We start from the raw sequence: 21339 nt of genomic DNA, 5'->3' as shown, positions 1-21339 counted from the left end.
TTTTAAATATTAGTTAAAAGACTTGTTAAATAATAATATAGGAGGAATCATATTTGCTTCTCTTGATCAGTCCCATAAACACACAAGAAGCACGAGAAGCCATAGCCGGCGGTGCAGACATAATAGATGTTAAAAATCCTAAAGAAGGTTCATTAGGGGCTAATTTCCCCTGGGTCATTAAAAATATACGGGAAATAACTCCCAAGGACATGCAAGTTAGTGCAACTCTGGGGGATGTTCCCTACAAACCAGGAACTGTGTCCCTGGCTGCTGCCGGTGCCGTAGTTTCCGGTGCAGATTACATTAAAGTAGGATTATACGGAACCAAAAATTACTCCGAAGCTCTGGAAGTAATGGAAAACGTGGTTAAAGCAGTTCATGAATTTAATGATGATGCCACAATTGTGGCCTCAGGTTATGCTGATGCACATCGCGTAGGTGCAGTGGACCCCTTGGAAATTCCCAGGGTAGCTGCCGACAGTGGTGCCGACCTGGCCATGGTGGACACTGCAGTTAAGGATGGAAAAACACTCTTCGACTTTATGGATGAAGAAAAAATTTCCCAGTTCACCACTGAAATACATGATTACGGCCTTAAATCCGCCCTGGCTGGTTCAGTGACCAAAGAACAGTTACCTTTACTGGCCGAGCTGGGCTGTGACGTGGCTGGAATTCGGGGTGCGGCCTGTATTGGTGGAGACCGGAATTCAGGACATATCCATCATGAAGCTGTTGCCAGCTTAAAACAGCTGGTACAGAGCCTTTAACTGAAGGCCTACCCATTCTAATTCCCAGGGTAATTGATTCAAATAGTAGCTTGAATACATAATTAATCAGATAGCTACATAAATAATACAAAACTAATCTCTAATAATTTAGATAGAGAGAGGTGATCCTGAGTTGATCCATTAGGTGATGGATAAAGTCACTGTTGGTTGATTTTAAACTTTCACTTTTAATTTTAATCCACGTCATGTGGAATGGAGGAGAAATATTATGTTTTCAGATAAATTAAACAAAGCCCCGGAAGGATACACGTTTGATGACTTTTTACTGGTACCATCCATATCCAATATTGAACCCAAAGATGTAGAAACCAAAACCAAGGTTTCACGTAATTTTAATATTAACATACCTGTTGTGAGTTCAGCCATGGATACGGTAACCGAAGCTGAAATGGCTATTGCAATGGCTCAGGAAGGAGGATTAGGTGTCATCCACCGTAACATGACCATCAAGGAACAGGTGGCTGAGGTTAAAAAGGTCAAACATTCCGAGGATCTGACCATAAAGGATGTAATCACCACTTCTCCAGAAAACTCCATATACGAAGCCAACGTCATCATGGACATGGAAGAAGTCAGCGGTCTTCCCGTGGTGGACAATGGAAGGGTAGTGGGTATTATCAGCCGCCGTGACATTAAACCCATCATGAATTCTGATGCCCAGAAAAAGGTACGCGAATTCATGACCGAAGAAGTAGTGACCATAGCCGAATCAACCAGCCCGGAAGAAGCCCTGGACATTGCCTACGAAAACAAGGTGGAAAGATTACCCGTGGTTAAAGACGATCGCATAGTGGGTATTGTGACCATAAGGGATATACTGGAACGCAAGATGCATCCCAACGCCGTCAGAGATGAGGATGGTCGCTTCCTGGTTGCTGCCGCCACCGGGCCCTTTGACCTGGAACGGGCCATGGCCCTGGACCAGGCTGGAGCAGATATCATTGCCATTGATGTGGCCCACGCCCACAAGCCCAGTATAATAAAATCAGCCAAAAAAATGAAGGAAAACATCAATGCCGACCTCTTAGTGGGAAACATTGCCACTGGCGAAGCAGCCGAAGCCATTATATCTGGTGCGGATATTGATGGTTTCAAGGTAGGTATAGGCCCCGGTTCAATCTGCACCACCCGAATCATAGCTGGTGTAGGAGTCCCACAACTAACTGCCATATCCTCTGTAGCCGATGTGGCCAAAGAACACGGAGTTCCAGTTATTGGAGATGGAGGTTTAAGATACTCGGGAGATGTAGCCAAAGCCATAGCTGTGGGAGCAGATTCAGTTATGGTGGGAAGTTTAATGGCTGGAACAACCGAATCCCCCGGTGAAGTGGTTATAATGAACGGTCGCAAATTCAAACAGTACCGGGGAATGGGTTCACTGGGAGCCATGACCGGTGGTTCTGGAGCAGGGACCGACCGATACTTCCAGGAAGTTAAGGGACCAATGAAACACGCCAAGCTGGTACCTGAAGGTGTTGAAGGAGTCGTGCCATTTAAAGGGCCAGTGAATGAAGTGATATTCCAGTTAATGGGTGGTCTTAAAGCATCCATGGGCTACTGCGGTGCCTCCAACATATCCCAGATGTGGGAAAAGGCCAAATTCGTCAGGATCACCACCAGTGGAATGACGGAAAGTCACCCCCATGACCTCACCATAACCAATGAGAGCCCCAACTACCCTACCACCCGGCTCATGTAAATGGGTCGGCCTTATAAACTTTTTTTCCAGATAAAAAGGATGGTAAGTACATATAAATCAATATTTTTATAAATCAATAACATTTCTCAAGTTTTCCACAATTTTATATTTCGTGAAGTATAAAAAATCCTTAATTTGAGGTTAAAGTTACATGAAATCATGTATAATTCTTTGTGGTGGAAGAAGCCGTCGCATGGGGCAAGATAAAGGATTAATGACTTTAAATAAGGATCCCATGATAATCCAAAGTCTAAAGATCGTTGAAAGATTAGTGGACGAAATTATAGTGGTTTTAAGGGATAAAAAGCAGCTTGACTCCTACCAGAAATATGTAGAAGACTTTAAAATTCAAAACCAAAAAACAGATACCAACATCATTCTGGTAACTGATATGGAAAAGGATCAGGGACCACTACTGGGGCTGTGCACCGGTTTATCCCATATAAAATCTGAAGGGGCACTAACCTTGCCCTGTGATTCTCCCTTCATTTCATCCTATTTTGTTAATAAAATGTTCGAAATGGTAAATGAAGTTGAAGTTCAGGGTATGGTTCCAGTGTGGCCCGATGGATTAACCGAACCATTGCATGCTTACTACAGTAAAGAATGCATACCCCTAATTAAAGACAGGTTAAAAAATGGTTTTAGAAATGTTAAATCATTACTGGATAAAATAAATGTGGCCTACATTGAAGTTGGTATTCTAGATCCTGATAAAAAAAGTTTTATTAATTTAAACCGTCCCGAGGATATTTCCCAGTCCCGGGAATAATAGGAAAAACTCTGGCCATTACAAATTTTTTTCCAAATTAAAAATTGACTGTGATTTTAGAAGATAGGCTGATTTGTTACTATTTTGAGGGGTTAATTAATTCTGAAAATCTTTAAAAAGGATTAATCAAGCTCTCATAATGAATTATAGGAGATAACCCAATCTAACTAATCAAAAAGGAGATTGCTATTTTTAGGGGAGACTATGACTGGATTTAGGTGGACCAATTATCAGTGAATTAAAAGTTTTTCCACCACGGGAACATCATCAATGGGTAAAATGTCCACGCTTCCAGGGTTTCTTCCCATTTGAAGGAAGAATTTGTTAACCCTTTCAATCATGTCTATATATTCTTTCTTATCGATGCGGCAGCCATCTACAACCGCATAATCAGGCAGGTCTCCATTCAACCTTTTAAACTCTAATACCTTGTTTACCATTCTTCTATACTGCTCGAGAGTTAGACTCTCCATTGCATCGACCTTACATTAGTTTTGTAAATTTATTGGTAACACCCCTTAAAAAGGTTACGGATTTAACTAAACAACTTAGACAGTGGTTATCTTGATAGAAGAAGTTTAATCTGATGGGTGAAGGGGGTAAAATAAAAAATTAGGGGATTGATCCCCGTGCAAAAAATCCTGTAATTTGATATTAAAGTTCTATACTTTGATAGAAAGCCCTTTACTCTAATATTTCTACATGAGGATTGGGATCGAAGGGGTTTGTTCGGATAGCGAGTGAAAACAGGTATGGATAGTTGTTTTCCAGGTGTTCCATGTACTGCAGCCACTCCAGGATCAGGAAACTGTATATTCTGACCACATCCCCTGAAAGGTGGTTGTAATCTGATTTTGGGAGTTTGGATAGATCATCCCGGTTTTCCAGTTCTTCCATTAGGTGGAAAACAGCCCAGAGTAGTTCCGTGAAGGTTTCATGTTCCAGAAGGTTGGGGTTCTCCAGTAGAGCCAGTAAAAATTTCCTTTTGTCAACCAGAAATTTTTTGGCATTTATTAAAAACTCAACTGATTCAGCATCACCGTTGATGTTCAGGGTGTAATCGAAGTTTTTAATGGTGTTTTTGGCTCTTTTAAATTCCATCTCAGTCCAGGAACTGTTGATTAGAAGGTCTTCTTTGATGTGTTCGGTATCTGGGTCAAAACGGGTTATGGATCCCAATAGTTGGGTTCCCACTTCACTGAAGAAGGCTCCGATTACCATGTTCAGCTTCTCCATCATCTGCTGTTTTTCTCTGCTACTGATGGCATTTTCTATTACCAAAACCACGAAGAGTATTTCAATGGGCAAAAAGGCGGTGTCTATGCCAATGTAAAACAGTACTTCGTGTAAATCATGGAATATGAGATAATTGGCAAAATAGAGCAACCCTGAGAGAATTACCAGAAATATTCCCAGTTTAAATTTCCATCCAATTTTTTTAGAAATATTCATTTTACAATCACCTGCTAATTGGTTAATTGATTACTATAATCATTTTAACTAAAAATGTTTGTATTCTTAACAACTACATGGATTACACCGTGAAATTTAGAATTTCACTACTGGAAAAATACAAATAGGGAGTAGGAAGGTCTAGAAAAACCCTGTCTTATAATAATGGGCTTATTTACCCAAATAAAAACTAATTACCCTTAACTGCAGAAACAATGGTTATGGGGTTTCTTCCCATCATCAGGGTTCCCCTGGGGGTGATTTTTCCCTTGGCAATGGTTGCCTCCACCACATCCGGTTCAGTTCCCAGTTTTTTAAGTACATCCACTGCTTCTACCCTGGTTTCCATGAGAATGGAAGTTACCACTATTCTCCCATTCGGAGCTAGTTTACTCCATCCCTTAGTTACAATAGAGGATAAATCACCACTGCTTCCACCCACCAGTAGTACCTGGAAGGACTCCAGATCTTCCAGTATGTTGAGGGCATCTCCCTCCCGGAGGAGGACATTTTCATGATAACCATGTTTTTCCAGGTTTTCCCGGGTTAAATTGATTGCTTCTGGATTTTTATCCAGGGCGATTACTTTCCGGGCTCTGCAGGCAGCTTCCAGTGTTAACCCTCCACTACCACATCCCACATCAACCACGGTATCCTCGGAGGATATTACTGCTTTGCACATAACCAGACACCTTATTTCCTCTTTGGTGGGTCCGGGAACGTCCTTGGATTGTATGAATTCGTCATCAGGGATCATGGGGCCTCTCCCTGCCATCTCTGGTAAAGGTTGTGGTCAATATGCATTACATCCAGTATTTTGCCCACTAAAAAGTCCACCAGATCATCCATGTTCTGGGGCTGGTGGTAAAAGGCAGGCATGGCTGGCAGGATAATACCCCCTTCCCGACTGATTCTGAGCATATTTTCCAGGTGCACCGAACGGAGCGGTGTTTCCCTTGGTACCAGCAACAGTTGCCTTCTTTCCTTCAAGGCCACATCAGCAGCCCGGGTAACTGCATTGCTGGCAAATCCTGTGGATATGGCAGAGAGGGTTTTCATGGTACAGGGGACGATGATCATGGACTCAAAACGACAAGAACCACTGTTTATGGCACTGGTCAGATCTCCAGGTTCGTAGAAACGGTGGGCTAGGTTTTTCAGTTCATCTTCATCCATTCCCATTTCATGTTGGAGGATGATGCGTGCTGGTTCCGTGGCCACCACCGCTGTCTTTTTACCCATTTCTTTCAAAACTTCCAGGAGCCTGACACCGTAAATAACTCCGCTAGCTCCAGTAATAGCTACCACTATCATTTTTATCACTGTTTTTATAAGTTTAAAGTAGAATTATTCTGATTTATTATTTAAAACTCTAAAATATGATTCCCTTAGGAGGATTAATTAGTGGGAAATATCCAGGTAATCCAGGAAATTAATTTTCAAAGCCTGCTCTGCATATTCTTCAGGGAGGTAAATACAGAGATCGGCATGGTTAAATCGGGCATCCTTCAGTGCCCGTACCAGGTTAGAAACATCCCCCAGCATTACTGTGTCCCCATTAACTGATACCGGAGTGGTCATCTCATGAAAGGTGGGATACTCAGGGACATCGACCAGTATAAAGTCCTTGTCAACATCCAGTTCCTGGGCAATCTCTGCTTCTGATTTTTCAATGGAATCAGGGCTCATCTGGAAAATTTCCTCGGGGTGATCCACTTCATCAAGTTTCAGGGAATATACACGCTTGTACAACTGTCGGTTGTCCAGTCTTTCCATAACCTCCCCCACGTAATTTTTTTCTGCCCGGGCAGCGGCAATTACATCGATATCATCGTAACGGTAGATCTCCTGGGGATTGATAACCCCCTTTTCCAGGAGCTTTGCCAGGCAGCGGCGGAACATGGAGTTTACTATCCGGGTGGTGTGATGCTGGTAAACACTGGGGTACATAAAATATCGGGCCAGAAGCATGGATTCTGCCGCCTGAACCCCTTTTCCGTGTAGTATGAGCCCATTTTCCAGTTTCATGTTGGATAGGAGGCGTTCCACATCAATAATACCATAAGCAACCCCGGTGTAGTATGAATCTCGTAAGAGATAATCCATACGGTCCACATCCAGTTCACCGGAGATTATATCTCCTAGAGGTCCCTGACCACTGATTACCCTTAGAATTTCCTTCACTGAAAATTTTTCCGATAGAATATCCCCCAGTTGTGATTCTTTAATGAGTTTAGAGGTGAGTTCCTCGTGGGAATTGTCAATACCTCCCTCAGATACATGGGAGAATGGTCCATGACCGGCATCGTGAATTAAGGCAGAGCAACGAACCAGAGAATGGGTTTCATCGTCCAGTTCAAGGTTAAGGGCCAGTCTGGAGGCCAGGTACATGGTGCCAATGGAGTGTTCGAAACGAGTGTGATTGGCTCCCGGGTACACCAGATAGGTAAATCCAAGCTGTTTTATCCTCCGAAGACGCTGAATTTCTGGAGTATCCGCCAATTTAACTTCAAAATCGTCTAACTGGAGGTCACCGTGAACACTATCCCTTACGAACTTCATGGATGCACCTCACTGTACCTAAGAATTGTTACCATCCCCATTATCAGCAATGATTAACCCCCCTCTATTTATGGACTTAGGAATCTTTTTAGAACTTTATATTAAGTTTAAGAATCTTTTATGGAATTTAATCCTTTATTATTATTTAACCACCAGACATGATGATCTTACTGCCTGCACTGCCTTTTTCTTCTTTTTTAAAGTCCAGTTCGTATTTCACCCTTTCTATTATTTCCTCCAGTGCTGCTCTGGTTTCGTGGCGGTGCCCTCCCGAGACTGCCACCAGAAACAAGGGGTCTCCGGGTTGGAACTGGCCCAAGTAATGGACCACGGCAATGTCCTTAACACCGTGCTTCTCCTGCACCTGGCGGAGGATGTCTTCCAGTTCCTTTTCAGTTTTACTGGTGTCCGGGGTGGTGAGGACGAGTTCATCGGTGGTTCGGGCTTCATCCTTTCCCCTTACAATTCCTTCAAAGGTGAATATAGCTCCACATTCACCTATGGCCGGGCTTTCTTTGATTTTCCTGGTTAAATCATCCAGGGTAATGACTTGGCTGTAATCTGAAATAATCCGGGCAATTATCATACTTCACTTTCCTCCTTGCGGTCCAGATGTTTAATTCTGGAAATTCCATCAATTTCATGTATAACCTTCACCACTGATTCTGGTAGAAGTTCTTCCCATTTACCGTCAGATAACATCCTACGACGTACTTCTGTTCCAGAATAAGTTTTGCGGTTGAATAATGGTGGTTCAGTTACTTCATAACCCTTTTCCTGGAAAAGCCTCTGTACCAGGGGGTTTCCAGAATATACATGGGCAAAGGGTGGTGTTAACATTTCCAGGTGAGCTACCCATAGGGAATTACATTCAATGTCCTGTACTGGTATGATATAGTAGCGTGAGGGGTTCACACCATTTTCAGTGAGGGCCTTGGTAATCATCATCACCCTCTCACCAGCAGTGAAGGGATCAGTGGTGGTATGACTGGTCTGGGCACTACCCACACCAATAATCACTTCATCCACTTCATTGAGTATTCTTTCTATCACCTGGAGATGCCCCCTATGTACCGGTTGCATCCTCCCCACCAGAAGTCCTCTCATAATGAAACACCAAATATAGTTTTATATCCTTGGATTGGAATTAATTTGATAATTTAATATTTCTCTTTTTCTACCCTCATAAATAATTAACCAAACTGACTTCATCAATGGGGCTAATTTAATGGGTTTTCCCTGATCCCTGGACTGGAAATCAGGGAAAAGGTCTAAAAATGGTTATTCTATGTGAAAAGTATATGATAATTTATATATCCCGCAAAGTTAACAAGTGATTATGTTTAATTTCCAATAGATATTCATTAGTGAAGGAGTTCTTTATTGTTATAGAATTACATGGGAAAGTGGTGACGCCGATGATTAAGATTGAAAATCTATCAAAAACTTATCAAATAGAAGATGGTCCCGAGATCAAGGCCCTGGATAATGTTAACCTGGAAGTAAAGAAGGGAGAGATTGTAGGTATTATTGGAACCAGTGGATCCGGTAAAACCAGCCTGCTGCGAGTGCTCAGGGGTGTGGAACCATTCGATGATGGAAAAATTACCATTGACGACATCACGGTAACTCCCGAATCCACCACTTACTATTCCCGTAAACTGCGTAAGGCTACCGCCATCCACCTGCAACGTTCCTTTGGATTATGGTCAGAAACAGCTTTAAATAATGTGATAAGGAAACTTTACGGAACTAAATATGGGGACGAAGCCTTAACTGATTTTGACTTTGCCTACAGTGAGTTTGAAGAAGAAGCCATGGAAATACTGCGGGTAGTGGGCCTGGAGCATAAGGCCACTCATTTTGCACCGGTGCTCAGCGGTGGTGAAAAACAACGCCTTATAATGGCCCGACAGTTAGCTAAAAAGCCTAAAGTCCTCTTACTGGATGAACCTGCTACCATGTCCTGTCCTAAAACCAAGCAGGAAATTTTGGATGCTATCCGTAACATCAATGAAGATCTGGGAGTGACCGTCATCCTAGTATCCCACCTCCCGGAAGTTCACCATTACCTGTCCCATAGATTGGTACTCATGGAAAATGGCCGTGTGAAGGACGAAGGAACTCCGGATAAGATAATTAAAGAATTCCTCCAGAATATGGAAGAAGAAATACCCAAACGGGATATGGAAGATGTTGGTGAGGATATAATCCAAGCCCGAGATCTTAAAAAGAGTTTCTACCTGCTTAAGGCCGGTAATGTACTGGAACTTAAGGATGTTAGCTTTGATGTTAAGGAGGGGGAAATTGTCTCCCTTATCGGTCCCAGCGGTGCGGGTAAAACTGTCCTGCTGCGTATGATCGGTGGTCTGGACCTTCCTGACGGAGGCAATGTCCAGTTTAAACTGAATAACGAATGGGTGGACATGCACCAGCCCGGGATCGACCGGATGAAAATTCGCCGGCAGATGGGATTCATGCACCAGGAGTTTGCACTGGTACACCACGCCACTATCCGGGATCAGATAGGGGGAAGGCTAGGAATTAAGGGCATTACCGTAGTGGACGAAGCCAAGAAAAAGGCTGAAGAAATGGGCATAAGTGACCTGGCCCTGGATGTTCTGTACCAGCTAACTGATCTACCGGAAAGCGAAGCAAAACAGCGTCTGGAACAGTTAGGATTATCTGGAAGTATTTTAGATACATTATTCCCCAGTTTCCCTGACAATGAAGTCAGAAAGTACTCAGAACCAATATTTAAAGCATTGGACCTCCCAATGGATATTTTAAACCGCCGTTCCTATGAATTATCTGGTGGTCAGAAAGTACGAGCTACTCTGGCCCTGGTACTGGCCTCCCAGCCCAAAGTTCTAATTTTAGATGAACCATTTGGAGATTTGGATCCCATAACCCTGCGTACCGTTTCCAACTCCCTGAAACGCATAAACCAGGAATTTAATACCACCATACTCATGGTCAGCCACCATATAGACTTTATTGAAGAACTGGCCACCCGAGCCCTTCGTATGGATGAGGGTAAACTCATTGGAGATGGGAAAGCAGAAGAGGAATGTGATGAATTCATAGAAAGCTGTGGAGCAGAATATCTGAAGGATATTGCTCAGTGGAAGGAAGATTTACTGGGAGATTAATACAGTTCTCAAGATCTTTAAATAATGAAACTAAGCTTCGGAGGATGGTAAAGATGGAATTTGTAGATCTGGATGTGGAAAGCTTTTACCGGGTCCTGGCACCCCGACCCACCATTATAGTAACCACGGTTAACCCGGAGGGGGAGGTGAATGCTGCTCCTTTCTCTTTTACCATGCCAGTTTCAGTCAATCCACCCCTGATAGCCGTGGCCTCAGTTCCACGGCACCACACCTACCAGAACCTGGATAAAACCAGAGAAATGGTGGTTAACATCCCCTCAGTAGATATCCTCAAGGAACTCTGGGTCACCGGGGAAAAGTTCCCTCAGGGAGTGAGTGAGATTGAAAAAGCAGGATTAACAGCAATGGATTCTGATACTGTTAAACCACCCTGGATAAAGGAGTGTCTGGCCCATATGGAATGCGAAATTGAATTCACCCGGGAATGTGGTGACCACCAACTGGTGGTGGGCCGGGTTAAGAAGGTAGGTGTACGTGAAGATGCCCTGAAGGACGGGCTTCTCAATGCCGAAGAAATGAAACCTATACTCCACCTTGGTGGTGAAGACTTCATAGTCGGTGATCATCGTAAAATAGTTCCCAAATAAGGCTAATACCCGAAATAATTAATTTAAACCAATTATTCAAACCCGGTTTAATGTTGGGTTGTCCACTTTAGGATAAGTGCATAAGATAAGTGGACCAATAGTAAAACTATGAATAAACAGGAAGGCAACAACATGTTCAATACCATAATGGTCCCCACTGATGGGTCAGAATATTCCCAAAAAGCTGAAGACACCGCACTAGCCCTGGCAAAAAAACTGGATTCCACTGTGGTTGCTGTTCACATAATCGATGAAAAACTCATATACCCCTATGAAGTCCTGGAAGAAGAGGGTAAAAGCATCCTCCATAAAGTACAGGAAAAGGGCGAAGAAATAGGGGTTAAAGTAGATGAGATACTCATTGTTGGAAGCCCTACCAATGACATGGCCAAGATAACCGAGAAAGCAGGGGCTGACCTGGTGGTAATGAGCACCCATGGTAAAACCGGACTGGAAAGGCTCATCATGGGCAGTGTGGCTGAAAGCGCCCTCAAGAAGATTCCAGTGCCTGTGCTGTTGGTTAAAAAGGGTTAATACCATTCATTTATTTTTTTGGAGTGATCTTAAAGAATATAGCACTTAAAAAAGGTGCTTAAAACTTCAAAAAAAAGGAGCTTTAATACATGCGACTCTGGAGTCTCCATCCCAAGTATCTGGATGTTAAAGGACTGGTGGCACTCTGGAGAGAAGGTTTACTGGCCAGGGCTGTGTTAAAGGGTAAGACCAAGGGTTATACCAACCATCCACAACTTATTCGTTTTAAAAATCAAAAAAATCCGGTTCTTTTCCTGGATACCTTTTTAAACCAAGTATATCTGGAATCAAAACACCGGGGATACAACTTTAACCTGGAAAAAATAGGAACTAAACACACCCGGGAACAGATACCAGTTACCCAGGGACAGCTATCCTATGAAATGGAACACTTGCTGGGGAAACTCCAACAACGCGAACCTGAAAAGTACCAACAAACAAAAAAGATGCTCAACGAGGACAAATTCCCTATCCCCAATCCTGTTTTCATGATCATACCAGGGAATATTGAGTTATGGGAGAAAGTAAAGCATTGAAGTTCTCTTTTAATCATACCATATACTATATTAACCATTGCGGCCCATAAATACCAGTACTTCCATGTAAATGATTTAATTCATCCACTTGAATTAATGTTTGAATAGAATTGCCCACAAATAATGTATTGGATAAAAGAGGTAGTTAAATGAGAAGATACAAATGCAAAGTCTGTAACTACATTTACGACCCGGAGAATGGAGAACCACGAACCAACACCCCACCCGGAACAGCCTTCGAGGATCTGCCGGATAACTGGAACTGTCCTAAATGTGGTGCTGGCAAATTCCGATTTATACCCATTTAATGATTCTTACCTATTTAAACAAGATTTATACCCCTCTGAATAATTTTTTTAAAGATACTTAAATAAAACCATACTTTAAATTAAAAATGGTTAATCGACAGTATGAATTTCATGAATCTTCATGAACTTAATAAAAAAAAGAGGTGGAATACATGCAGAAATACTTGTGCAAACCATGTGGATACATCTACGACCCTGAACAAGGAGATGACATGTCTGGAATTGAACCGGGAACCGCTTTTGAGGACTTACCCGATGATTGGGTCTGTCCAATGTGTGGTGCCGGTAAAGACCTGTTTGAACCGGTTGATTAATTTTTACAATTTTAATTCCAAATTTTTTTTAAACCCCCTATAAGTGGATTTTTAATGTATAAGTGGATGGATGTGAAGATATGTTAGATAAAAAAATGGAAGATGCCCTTAACTACCAGTTGAACCGGGAACTCTACTCTGGTTATCTGTACCTGGCCATGGCGGCCTACTTTGAGGATCAGGACCTGCCGGGTTTTGGTAACTGGATGCGGGTCCAGGCCCAGGAAGAGTTAAGCCATGCCATGAAATTCTACGACTACCTGGTGCAGAGGGGTAGCCGGGTGCTCATGGCTGAGATTGAAAAACCTCAAAGTAAATGGGATTCCCCAGTAGCTGCCTTCGAACATGTTTACGAGCACGAGCAGATGGTCACCGGACTCATCAACGACCTGGTGGATCTGGCCCTGGAACTCTCGGACCATGCCACCAACAACTTCCTCCAGTGGTTTGTGGCGGAACAGGTGGAAGAAGAAGAATCCGCCAGTGGAGTGCTGCAGAAAGTCAAACTTACTGGCGAATCTGGCAGTGGATTGTACATGTTAGACCAGGAACTGGGACAGAGAGTGTTCAACCCCCCGACAGCAACTGAGTGAGAATTGAATTATATCTTTTTTTATTATTCTTTTTTGTGAAATAGACTTATTTTAAAAGATAGAGAATATCATATAAATCAGGAGGTATTCTGCATATTTAAACCCTTATTCTTGATTTACCTTCCATTTTAAAAAAATAATTACAATTTTCTTACATGGAGAAAAACAGCATTACCTCCATATGGGAAGGTGAAAGCATATTAATAAATAAAAAATGGAACAAAAATAACACATACTTATTCTTTGAGGGTGAATGACAATGGGTGAAAAAATCTACGAAGTTAGAAAGATCAAGAAAAAAGGGAAAGGAATGCCGTTAATTGGGGATAAATTCCCAAAAATGGAAGTTCAAACCACACAGGGGATGATGAAACTACCCAAAGCCTTTAAAGGCAAATGGTTCATTCTGTTCAGTCATCCCGGAGATTTCACACCGGTGTGTACCACGGAATTTGTTTCCTTCCAACTCCGTTACGATCAGTTCCGTGATCTTGACTGTGAACTCATTGGTCTCTCTGTGGATCAGGTTCACTCCCACCTGAAATGGATTGAATGGATATGGGAAAACTTCGATGTGGATATTGAATTTCCAGTCATTGCTGACACCGGTAAAGTGGCCGATACCCTGGGATTAATACACCCCAACAAAGGCACCAATACAGTTAGGGCGGTGTTCATCGTGGACCCTGAAGGGATTATCCGGGCCATGCTTTATTACCCCCAGGAACTGGGAAGAAACATGGATGAAATCCTGAGGATGGTGGAAGGATTCCAGACTGCAGATGAGAAGAGTGTGGCCATACCTGCCAACTGGCCCTGCAATGAAATCATTGGCAAAGGACTAATTATTCCCCCGGCCTCTGACATTGAAACTGCTATTAAAAGGCCAGAAAAATATAAATGCTTTGACTGGTGGCTGTGTTACCGCAATTACTATAAATGGTAGATGAAATTCCTTACTAAGTTAATGAACTGGACTATTCAATTAATAAAAAAAAAGGTGATATAAAATGGCAAATAAGAAATATGAACTTCCACCACTTCCCTACGGATACAAGGATCTGGAACCCTACATGTCTGAAGAACAACTCCAGATACACCACGATAAACATCATCAGGCCTACGTGGATGGAGCCAATGCCCTGCTGGATAAATTTGATAGCCGTCCCGGAGTGGAATTTGATGTGAAAGCCGTGGCCAAGGAACTCTCCTTCCATGTGGGTGGATTTGTACTGCACAAAATGTTCTGGGAGAACCTGGCACCGGCACCCAAGGGTGGAGGTGAACCCACCGGAACCCTGGCCAAATACATTGAAAAGGATTTTGGTAGTTTAGAAAGGTTCAAACAGGAGTTTTCACAGGCTGCCATCAGCACCGAAGGATCAGGATGGGCTGCTCTGACCATATGCCGCCGAACCGACCGTTTATTCATCACCCAGATTGAAAAACACAACGTCAATGTCATACCACACTTCCGGGTTCTGATGGTCCTGGATGTATGGGAACACGCCTACTACCTGGACTACAAGAATGTCCGACCAGACTACGTGGCTGCCTTCTGGAACCTGGTAAACTGGGAGGAAGTTAACCGCCGCCTGGAAATAGAACTCCTTTCAAACAGTTTAAACCTGGTGGACAACCGAAGGGTACTGGACATGAAAATCGAAGAGTTTAGGGAAAACTTCGATGACTGGATAGCCTCCTTTGATAAGAAATAAATTTTTCTTATTCTTTTTTTAAAATAAAAACTTTTAAACATTTTTTTTACACATATCTCCATTTTCTTTTATTATATTCCGTATAAGTACAGTTCATTCAGTTATTGTACCCATTTTTATCTGGCACCATCACACCCCTATTATTAGGAATAGATAAATACCATTTCCAGTATAATGGATTATGATAGTGCGGATTGATCCTGCGGTTAATTATAAATCAACATAAACGGGAAAATTCCAGAATATTTACCTATTAAAGTGTTTAATCTTAAAATAATGAAGAAATTCATAAGTAGCCATTATAATTCATTGTTTGATAGAGGTGTGATTAGATGATCTACAATGAGAAGGCTGAATGCATGTCAGCCCCTGAAAAGGAAGAATTACAGCTTAAAAGATTACAGGACGTTGTTAAAAGGGCCTATGAAAACGTGCCCTACTATCGGAAGAAGTTAGATGCTGCGGGGATAACACCTGCCGATATCCAGACCCTGGAAGACATTGAAAAGATACCATTCACCACTAAAAGTGACTTGAGGGATGCCTATCCCTTTGGAATGTTCGCCGTGAGTACCGATGACATTGTAGAAGTTCACACCACCTCGGGAACCACTGGAAAACCAACTGTATCTGGTTACACTGCTAAAGACCTGGACATATGGGGCGAAGTTGTGGCCCGTGCCCTTTCCATGGCCGGTGCCACCAGAAAGGACATAGTACAGAATTGTTATGGTTACGGTCTTTTCACCGGGGGTTTAGGAGTGCACCACGGTGGGCAGAAGGTAGGCTGCACCGTGATACCCATCAGTGCCGGTAACACCCAGCGCCAGATCGAGATAATCCAGGACTTTAAAAGCACCATCCTCACCTGCACCCCCAGCTATGCCATGTACATAGCCGAAGTACTGGAAAGGGAAGGAGTCCCTCCGGAGGATATAAAACTTAAAGCCGGGGTTTTCGGTGCTGAAATGTGGACGGAAGAGATGAGAAATGAGATTGAAAGAAGACTCAATCTAGATGCCCTGAATATCTACGGACTAACCGAGATCATTGGTCCGGGAGTAGCCAACGAGTGCATGGAAAAGAATGGACTGCACATCTTCGATGATCACTTCTACCCAGAGATCATCGACCCCCAGACCCTGGAAACACTGCCGGAAGGAGAGAAAGGGGAGCTGGTACTGACCACCCTAACCCGGGAAGGTATGCCCGTCCTGCGTTTTAGAACCAGGGATATCACCGCCCTGCGTAAGGGAGAATGTGGCTGTGGAAGAACTCACATTAAGATGGACCGTATAACCGGAAGATCCGATGACATGCTCAAGATAAGGGGAGTTATTGTGTTCCCATCCCAGATTGAAAGGGCACTCCTTAAAATACCGGGAATGGAACCCAACTACCAGATCATCGCCACCCGACCAGAACACCTGGATGAACTGGAAGTGCAGGTGGAAGCATCACCGGCCCTGTTCTCTGATGAAGTGAAACACGTGGAACAGGTAACCCGATCCATAGAAAAACAGATACACGATGAAATTGGACTCCGGGTTACAGTGAGTCTGGTTGAACCCCAGAGTCTGCCCCGTAGTGAAGGTAAAGCAGTCCGGGTTATTGATAAAAGAGATATGAGTTAACTAACAGGTAATTAAAGATTAATTTGGTACTGAAATTTACAGGGGATGAAATGGATGTCAGAAGATAAAAGAAGGAAGTTAAAACAGATATCGGTGTTTCTGGAAAACAGGAAAGGAAGACTGTGGAAAGCAATGAACGTTCTTTCCAGTGCAGAGATTAATATAAGGGCTCTTTCCATAGCCGACACCTCAGGATTTGGTATACTGCGCATGATAGTCCACAATCCAGAAGAAGCAAAGAAAGCATTGGAAGCAGATAACTTCGTGGTAAAGGTCAACGAAGTTATTGCCGTGGAAGTCATAGACGAACCCGGGGGACTGGACGAACTTCTCGGTGTTTTAAACCAGGCTGATATTAACGTGGAATACCTTTACGCCTTTGTAGAGAAAAAATGTGACAAGGCCATTGTGGTGCTGCGTACTGAAGATGTGGATGCGGGTATCGCCGCACTGGAAGCCAGTAATATCAATATATTAAATGCTGATGATGTTAACCTCCTTTAGGGAAGTTAACATACATTCTATTTTATCCAGGTTAGTTATTCACATAGTTGTGTCAATTAGGATAAGTTATAAGTTCTTATATTAATTCTAGGTACTTATTTTTAATCCGGTCGAATTCTTCTTGGGTTATGGCACCGATATCCAGAAGTTCCTTGGCTTTTTTAATTTTTACAACGGGGTCTTCAGCGGGTTCTGACGATAACTTTTCATCGGCACTTACTGCTTCTTTTAGAGAAGTTTCCTCGGCAGGAACAGCTTGGGAGGTGACCTCTTCGCTGGGAGTTTCTTCTTTTTGATAATGTTTTGGTACCTTAATTTCCGGAATAACCTTTTCTTCAGGCGATTCTTTTTCAGCCACCGGAATTTCAGACTCAGGAACTTCCACAGCCTCAACAGTGGGGGTTTCAGGCTCAGGAACTTCTGCAATTTCATTTACTGGGGTTTCAGGCTCAGGAACTTCTACTGTTTCACTTACCTGAGTTTCAGCTTCAGAGGCTTCAGTGACCACTGTTTCCTCTTCACTTACCACATCCACCAGTGATTCCATTGGTTTTTCCCCGTTCTCTGTGGCGAATTTATGTCCGCAGATAATGCAGAACTTGGCATCTGGTTTATTTTTCTGATTACAGGAAGGGCATATTTTGTAATCTGGTTCACTGGGAGCTTCCATGGTTGAGCTGGGAGTTTCTGAGGGCATTTCCTGGGGAGTTTCCTCTTTAATCAGGGGTGCACCGCAGCCCACACAAAATTTGGCAGTGGCCGGGTTTTCAGTTTGACACTCTGAACAAACCACATTAGATGGTGATTGTGGTACTTTTTTCACTTCAGAGTAAGTTTTACCACGTTTTTTAGCTTCTAATCTTCTGCTTATCTCTTCACTGGAGACCATAAACACATCCTCCTCTATGATCATCTACTGTTTTTATATGGATTTCAAGTAACATTAAAATTTAGGATTAACATGTATCCTGCTGAGATAGAATTCTAATGTTTTATAATTTTCTATGATATAATCAGTTCGTTAACCGATAATAATGACAGTTGTCAGGATTTCTTTCATTTAACGACTTGTTCAATTCTCTAAACCAAGTATTAAATAGGTATCAGTAGGGGTGTAATAATTCTATTTTCTAATAAGCTCTAATAAGATATTCCGTGATTATCCGGTTATGGTTCATTCCGTGATTTATTTATGGTTATGGATTCATTTAGTGATTATGGGCTGTGATGCCACATTTGATTCAGAGTACCATATTCACCGTGTTCTATGGCTTTTTTGGTATAATCCGATGCCTTCCGGATGGATTCCAGGAGGCCCATTCCCTGGGCCCGATAGGCAGTGATGGCTGCCGAGTAAGTGCATCCTGATCCATGGGTGTTGATGCTTTTTATGATTTCACCCTCAATGAAGTGTAATGAACCTTTATAGAAAATATCCCTTCCCTTTAGGTGTCCACCAGTAACCACCGTAGGGCATATTTTTCCCAGCTTAGTGGCTGCTTCACAGGCATCATCTTCACTAACTATTTCCATACCGGTGAGGGCTTCTGCTTCGTAAACATTAGGGGTGGTTAACTCAGCCACCGGTAAAAGATGTTTCCTTAGGGCTTCCACCAGGTCTTCCTGGGATAAATCACCACCAGAACCGGCTACCAGCACCGGGTCCACCACCAGTTTTAACTGGTACTCCTGTACCTGGCGAGCCACCATCTCCACCATCTCTGCCGAGTACAGCATACCCGTCTTGGCGTGCTGTATTCTTGCCCCCTCCATTATCATATCTATCTGTTTGGACACGAAAGGGGTGTTTACTGGTTCCACACCATCCACACGGTTTACATTCTGGGCAGTGAGGGCGGTGATAACTGCGGTGGGATAAATCCCCAGAGACTGGAAGGTTTTCACATCCGCCAGAATCCCAGCACCTCCCGAGGGGTCGAAACCAGCAATAGAAAGTGCTATCATTTCCTTTCCACCCTCAAACGTTCAGTTCCATGGTTGGATCGAACCACCAAACCAATACTTTTGAGGAATTTGCGGGTTTCTGTCCCAAAACCATGCATCATAATTTCCCCCAGGTCTTCAGCAGTGTTCACATCCAGGGAAAGATAAAAGGAGTCATAGATGTACCAGGGTACCCCTGCATTTTCAGCCTCCTTCAAATGCTCGAAGAAACTCCAATCACCAAATTTCATCTGTACATCCTTGGTGGGACACAAGAGGGCATTGGTACCGCCACCCTTGGCCGGGGCAATTACCACTGGCCATTTTTGGGATAATTCCACCATTTCCTGAACCTGGTCCGGGTGGATGAGGGGTACATCAGAAGGTACAATGAGTACCTGGCTGGCCTTCTGGGAACACCACTCCACCGCCTGGGTCAGCGCACCGTTTAAATCGGTTTCACCCTCCTCTGGGAGACAGGTAACATCTAAATCATTAACAAAATTAAGTACATCTTTATCAGAGCTTATCACCACAATATCATCCACATTATTTTTTATAGCGGTGATAACATCTGTTAACATTGATTTAAGGAGGTTTTCTCTTTCTAATGGTGATAAAGTTGGGGACAGGCGGGTTTTTGCCTGTGAAAATCTGGAAACCGGGATTATGGCCAATGTCTTTTTCATGTTTATTCCCCAGTTCATACACCAACTGTGTTTTTAAACCACTGCCTTAAATCAGCAACCCATGTATTGGCACTGTTATCTGATTCCACTGAAAATGACATGTTCTTTACTCCCTCGGAGGTTAGGTTGAAACGACTCATCACATTCTTCTTGGCAGTTTCCACTTTTTCCTGGAGCTGGTAATACTTGGTTTTCTGGTTCTGCACCACGGCCATTGCTTCGCCACTGTAAACATTCACATTACCTTTGGTTACAATGACCCATATCTGCAGCTGGGCCTGGGTAGCGTTCTGGAGGTCAGTAGGGTTGGAACTATCGATGATCTCTTTAACCTGACTGGATGCTGTGCCTGAAGGGTAAAGTGAGGACCCAGTAACTGCCTTTTGATCAGGTTCTATACAGTAAGCCAGTACAGTGTCATTGCTGTTGGGGTTGATCTTTTTATCAGTGATGATAACCACATCCTGTGATTCTTTACTTTTCAGGATGGTTCCCTTATCCACCACCAGTGGTTTGGTTCCGTTGTTTTTTACGGTGATGTTATGGGGTATGCTTCCGGCAGCAGTGTTTTGTATAATATCTACCTGCTGATTATCGTAGGCCTGTTCCAGTGTAACTCCACCACCAGAAAGGAAGCTCATAGCTCCACTACCGGCGGCGAAGACCACCACCACTGCTATTAATAAGATCAACCGCATATTCATAGATTATCCCCTTTAAACATCCAGGATTCTAGATAAATTAATATGTATTCTCATTTTTTTTACGGGTCTACTTTTAGTAAGTCTTGGCCAGTAAAGCAAAATACCGGGATTCTTTACCACATTTTATACACTTGCCCTCGGTGGATTCTTCTTTAACACCCAGTATATCCACATTGACATATTCCTCGATTTCCTTACCACATTCTTCATCACCACACCAGGAGAAAGACACTATGCCTTTTTGATTGGTAACGATGTCCCGGGCTTCCTCCACTGTCCCGGCAGGGCGGATGTTATTCTGGAAATCTTCCCTGGCCTCAGCCCGGAGATTTTCCTTAATATCTTCCAGTACATTATTCAGGTCAGTGATAAGAGTTTCTTCATTGTAATCTACTATCTCCTTTTCCATGGTATCCCGGCGTACTATGACCATTTTTTTATTAGCAATATCCCGTGGACCTATTTCCAGACGGATAGGCACTCCCCTCATCTCCCATTCATAGTATTTCTTACCGGCACGCAGGTCCCGGTCATCCAAGTGTACCCTTATTCCTGATTTTTTGATCCTATCCTTCAACTGATTACAGAAGTCCATAACTTCCTGGGCACCTTTTTTAAAGAGTACCGGTACAATAACCACCTGGTATGGTGCCACTCCCGGAGGAAGTTTCAGTCCCGAGGAGTCACCGTGAATACCAATGATGGATGCTATGACCCGGTCAGATAATCCGTAGCAGGTCTGGTAAACATATTCATGTTCCCCTTCTGCGGTTTCATAGGTTATGTCAAAGGTGCGGGCAAAGGTCTGGCCCAGGTTGTGCACTGTAC

Annotated in this window: 26 protein-coding genes (1 of these 26 running past the window's edge); 14 read left to right on the top strand and 12 right to left on the bottom strand. The window is 43.2% G+C overall.

Annotated features, from left to right (window positions below):
- Positions 1–53: 53 nt before the first annotated feature.
- The 3 genes from QC759_RS04720 (at position 54) to QC759_RS04710 (ending at position 3259) form a co-directional block, all read left to right on the top strand.
- Positions 54–767: a (5-formylfuran-3-yl)methyl phosphate synthase gene (locus QC759_RS04720; protein WP_048073182.1), complete on the top strand. Its 714-nt coding sequence runs from the start codon at positions 54–56 to the stop codon at positions 765–767.
- 229 nt (positions 768–996) lie between these two features.
- Positions 997–2487: an IMP dehydrogenase gene (guaB, locus tag QC759_RS04715; RefSeq protein WP_048073181.1), complete on the top strand. Its 1491-nt coding sequence runs from the start codon at positions 997–999 to the stop codon at positions 2485–2487.
- A gap of 151 nt (positions 2488–2638) precedes the next feature.
- Positions 2639–3259 carry a molybdenum cofactor guanylyltransferase gene (locus QC759_RS04710; RefSeq protein ID WP_048073180.1) on the top strand — a complete coding sequence of 207 codons (621 nt, stop codon included), beginning with the start codon at positions 2639–2641 and terminating at the stop codon, positions 3257–3259.
- A gap of 230 nt (positions 3260–3489) precedes the next feature.
- Here QC759_RS04710 and QC759_RS04705 read toward each other — a convergent pair whose 3' ends face one another.
- From QC759_RS04705 to QC759_RS04675, 7 genes are all read right to left on the bottom strand, one after another.
- Entirely contained in the window at positions 3490–3732 is a 243-nt protein-coding gene (locus QC759_RS04705; protein WP_048073179.1) for a pseudomurein-binding repeat-containing protein, read from the bottom strand.
- A gap of 211 nt (positions 3733–3943) precedes the next feature.
- On the bottom strand, positions 3944–4711 hold the full coding sequence (locus QC759_RS04700) for a hypothetical protein (protein WP_048073178.1): 768 nt from the start codon (positions 4709–4711) through the stop codon (positions 3944–3946).
- Between the two features lie 190 nt (positions 4712–4901).
- The gene (gene cbiT, locus QC759_RS04695; RefSeq protein WP_048073177.1) at positions 4902–5468 is read right to left on the bottom strand and encodes a precorrin-6Y C5,15-methyltransferase (decarboxylating) subunit CbiT; all 567 of its coding nucleotides are present in this window, start codon (positions 5466–5468) and stop codon (positions 4902–4904) included.
- Positions 5465–6025, bottom strand: coding sequence for a UbiX family flavin prenyltransferase (locus QC759_RS04690; RefSeq protein ID WP_048073176.1), 561 nt, complete (start codon positions 6023–6025; stop codon positions 5465–5467). Before QC759_RS04690 ends, cbiT begins: the two co-directional genes overlap by 4 nt.
- Before the next feature lie 87 nt (positions 6026–6112).
- Positions 6113–7273, bottom strand: coding sequence for an HD domain-containing protein (locus QC759_RS04685; protein ID WP_048073175.1), 1161 nt, complete (start codon positions 7271–7273; stop codon positions 6113–6115).
- Between the two features lie 145 nt (positions 7274–7418).
- Positions 7419–7859 (bottom strand): molybdenum cofactor biosynthesis protein MoaE, encoded by a 441-nt coding sequence (locus QC759_RS04680; RefSeq protein WP_048073174.1) that lies wholly within the window; start codon positions 7857–7859, stop codon positions 7419–7421.
- Positions 7856–8380, bottom strand: coding sequence for a nicotinamide-nucleotide adenylyltransferase (locus QC759_RS04675; RefSeq protein ID WP_048073173.1), 525 nt, complete (start codon positions 8378–8380; stop codon positions 7856–7858). The genes QC759_RS04680 and QC759_RS04675 overlap by 4 nt, the downstream gene beginning before the upstream one ends.
- Before the next feature lie 311 nt (positions 8381–8691).
- Here QC759_RS04675 and QC759_RS04670 point away from each other — a divergent pair, with 311 nt between their 5' ends.
- From QC759_RS04670 to QC759_RS04620, 11 genes are all read left to right on the top strand, one after another.
- The gene (locus QC759_RS04670; RefSeq protein ID WP_048073172.1) at positions 8692–10425 is read left to right on the top strand and encodes an ABC transporter ATP-binding protein; all 1734 of its coding nucleotides are present in this window, start codon (positions 8692–8694) and stop codon (positions 10423–10425) included.
- Between the two features lie 53 nt (positions 10426–10478).
- Positions 10479–11033, top strand: coding sequence for a flavin reductase family protein (locus QC759_RS04665; RefSeq protein WP_048073171.1), 555 nt, complete (start codon positions 10479–10481; stop codon positions 11031–11033).
- A 108-nt stretch (positions 11034–11141) separates the two neighbouring features.
- Positions 11142–11567, top strand: coding sequence for a universal stress protein (locus QC759_RS04660; RefSeq protein ID WP_231553495.1), 426 nt, complete (start codon positions 11142–11144; stop codon positions 11565–11567).
- Positions 11568–11656: 89 nt separating this feature from the next.
- A complete protein-coding gene (locus QC759_RS04655; RefSeq protein ID WP_048073170.1) occupies positions 11657–12103 on the top strand; it encodes a pyrimidine dimer DNA glycosylase/endonuclease V in 447 nt (148 codons plus the stop codon).
- A gap of 149 nt (positions 12104–12252) precedes the next feature.
- Complete coding sequence (locus tag QC759_RS04650; RefSeq protein WP_048073169.1) at positions 12253–12411, top strand: rubredoxin; 159 nt, start codon at positions 12253–12255, stop codon at positions 12409–12411.
- Positions 12412–12563: 152 nt separating this feature from the next.
- Entirely contained in the window at positions 12564–12725 is a 162-nt protein-coding gene (gene rd, locus QC759_RS04645) for a rubredoxin (RefSeq protein WP_048073168.1), read from the top strand.
- Between the two features lie 80 nt (positions 12726–12805).
- Entirely contained in the window at positions 12806–13318 is a 513-nt protein-coding gene (locus tag QC759_RS04640; RefSeq protein ID WP_048073167.1) for a ferritin, read from the top strand.
- A gap of 259 nt (positions 13319–13577) precedes the next feature.
- Positions 13578–14264, top strand: a complete 687-nt coding sequence (locus QC759_RS04635) for a peroxiredoxin (RefSeq protein ID WP_048073166.1) — start codon at positions 13578–13580, stop codon at positions 14262–14264.
- Positions 14265–14328: 64 nt separating this feature from the next.
- Complete coding sequence (locus tag QC759_RS04630; protein ID WP_048073165.1) at positions 14329–15036, top strand: superoxide dismutase; 708 nt, start codon at positions 14329–14331, stop codon at positions 15034–15036.
- Between the two features lie 332 nt (positions 15037–15368).
- On the top strand, positions 15369–16670 hold the full coding sequence (locus QC759_RS04625) for a phenylacetate--CoA ligase family protein (RefSeq protein WP_048073164.1): 1302 nt from the start codon (positions 15369–15371) through the stop codon (positions 16668–16670).
- A gap of 54 nt (positions 16671–16724) precedes the next feature.
- A complete protein-coding gene (locus QC759_RS04620; RefSeq protein ID WP_048073163.1) occupies positions 16725–17174 on the top strand; it encodes an acetolactate synthase in 450 nt (149 codons plus the stop codon).
- A 76-nt stretch (positions 17175–17250) separates the two neighbouring features.
- Here the strand turns inward: QC759_RS04620 and QC759_RS04615 are convergent, their stop codons facing one another.
- The 5 genes from QC759_RS04615 to proS all read right to left on the bottom strand — a co-directional run.
- Positions 17251–18063 carry a zinc-ribbon domain-containing protein gene (locus QC759_RS04615; RefSeq protein WP_048073162.1) on the bottom strand — a complete coding sequence of 271 codons (813 nt, stop codon included), beginning with the start codon at positions 18061–18063 and terminating at the stop codon, positions 17251–17253.
- Between the two features lie 326 nt (positions 18064–18389).
- Complete coding sequence (gene thiD / locus QC759_RS04610; protein WP_048073161.1) at positions 18390–19139, bottom strand: bifunctional hydroxymethylpyrimidine kinase/phosphomethylpyrimidine kinase; 750 nt, start codon at positions 19137–19139, stop codon at positions 18390–18392.
- Positions 19136–19807, bottom strand: coding sequence for a 2-phospho-L-lactate guanylyltransferase (cofC, locus tag QC759_RS04605; RefSeq protein ID WP_048073911.1), 672 nt, complete (start codon positions 19805–19807; stop codon positions 19136–19138). The genes thiD and cofC overlap by 4 nt, the downstream gene beginning before the upstream one ends.
- Before the next feature lie 14 nt (positions 19808–19821).
- Positions 19822–20511: an ARPP-1 family domain-containing protein gene (locus QC759_RS04600; RefSeq protein ID WP_048073160.1), complete on the bottom strand. Its 690-nt coding sequence runs from the start codon at positions 20509–20511 to the stop codon at positions 19822–19824.
- Between the two features lie 73 nt (positions 20512–20584).
- Positions 20585–21339, bottom strand: partial view of a proline--tRNA ligase gene (gene proS, locus QC759_RS04595; protein ID WP_048073159.1) — the 3' portion only. 652 nt of this gene lie beyond the right edge of the window; the window shows 755 of its 1407 coding nt (coding positions 653–1407); the start codon falls outside the window, past its right edge; it ends in the stop codon at positions 20585–20587.

The sequence above is a fragment of the Methanobacterium formicicum genome (assembly GCF_029848115.1).
Lineage (GTDB): Archaea > Methanobacteriota > Methanobacteria > Methanobacteriales > Methanobacteriaceae > Methanobacterium > Methanobacterium formicicum.
Note: the sequence above shows the minus strand (reverse complement) of the source record. Positions and strands in the feature narration are given on the sequence as shown.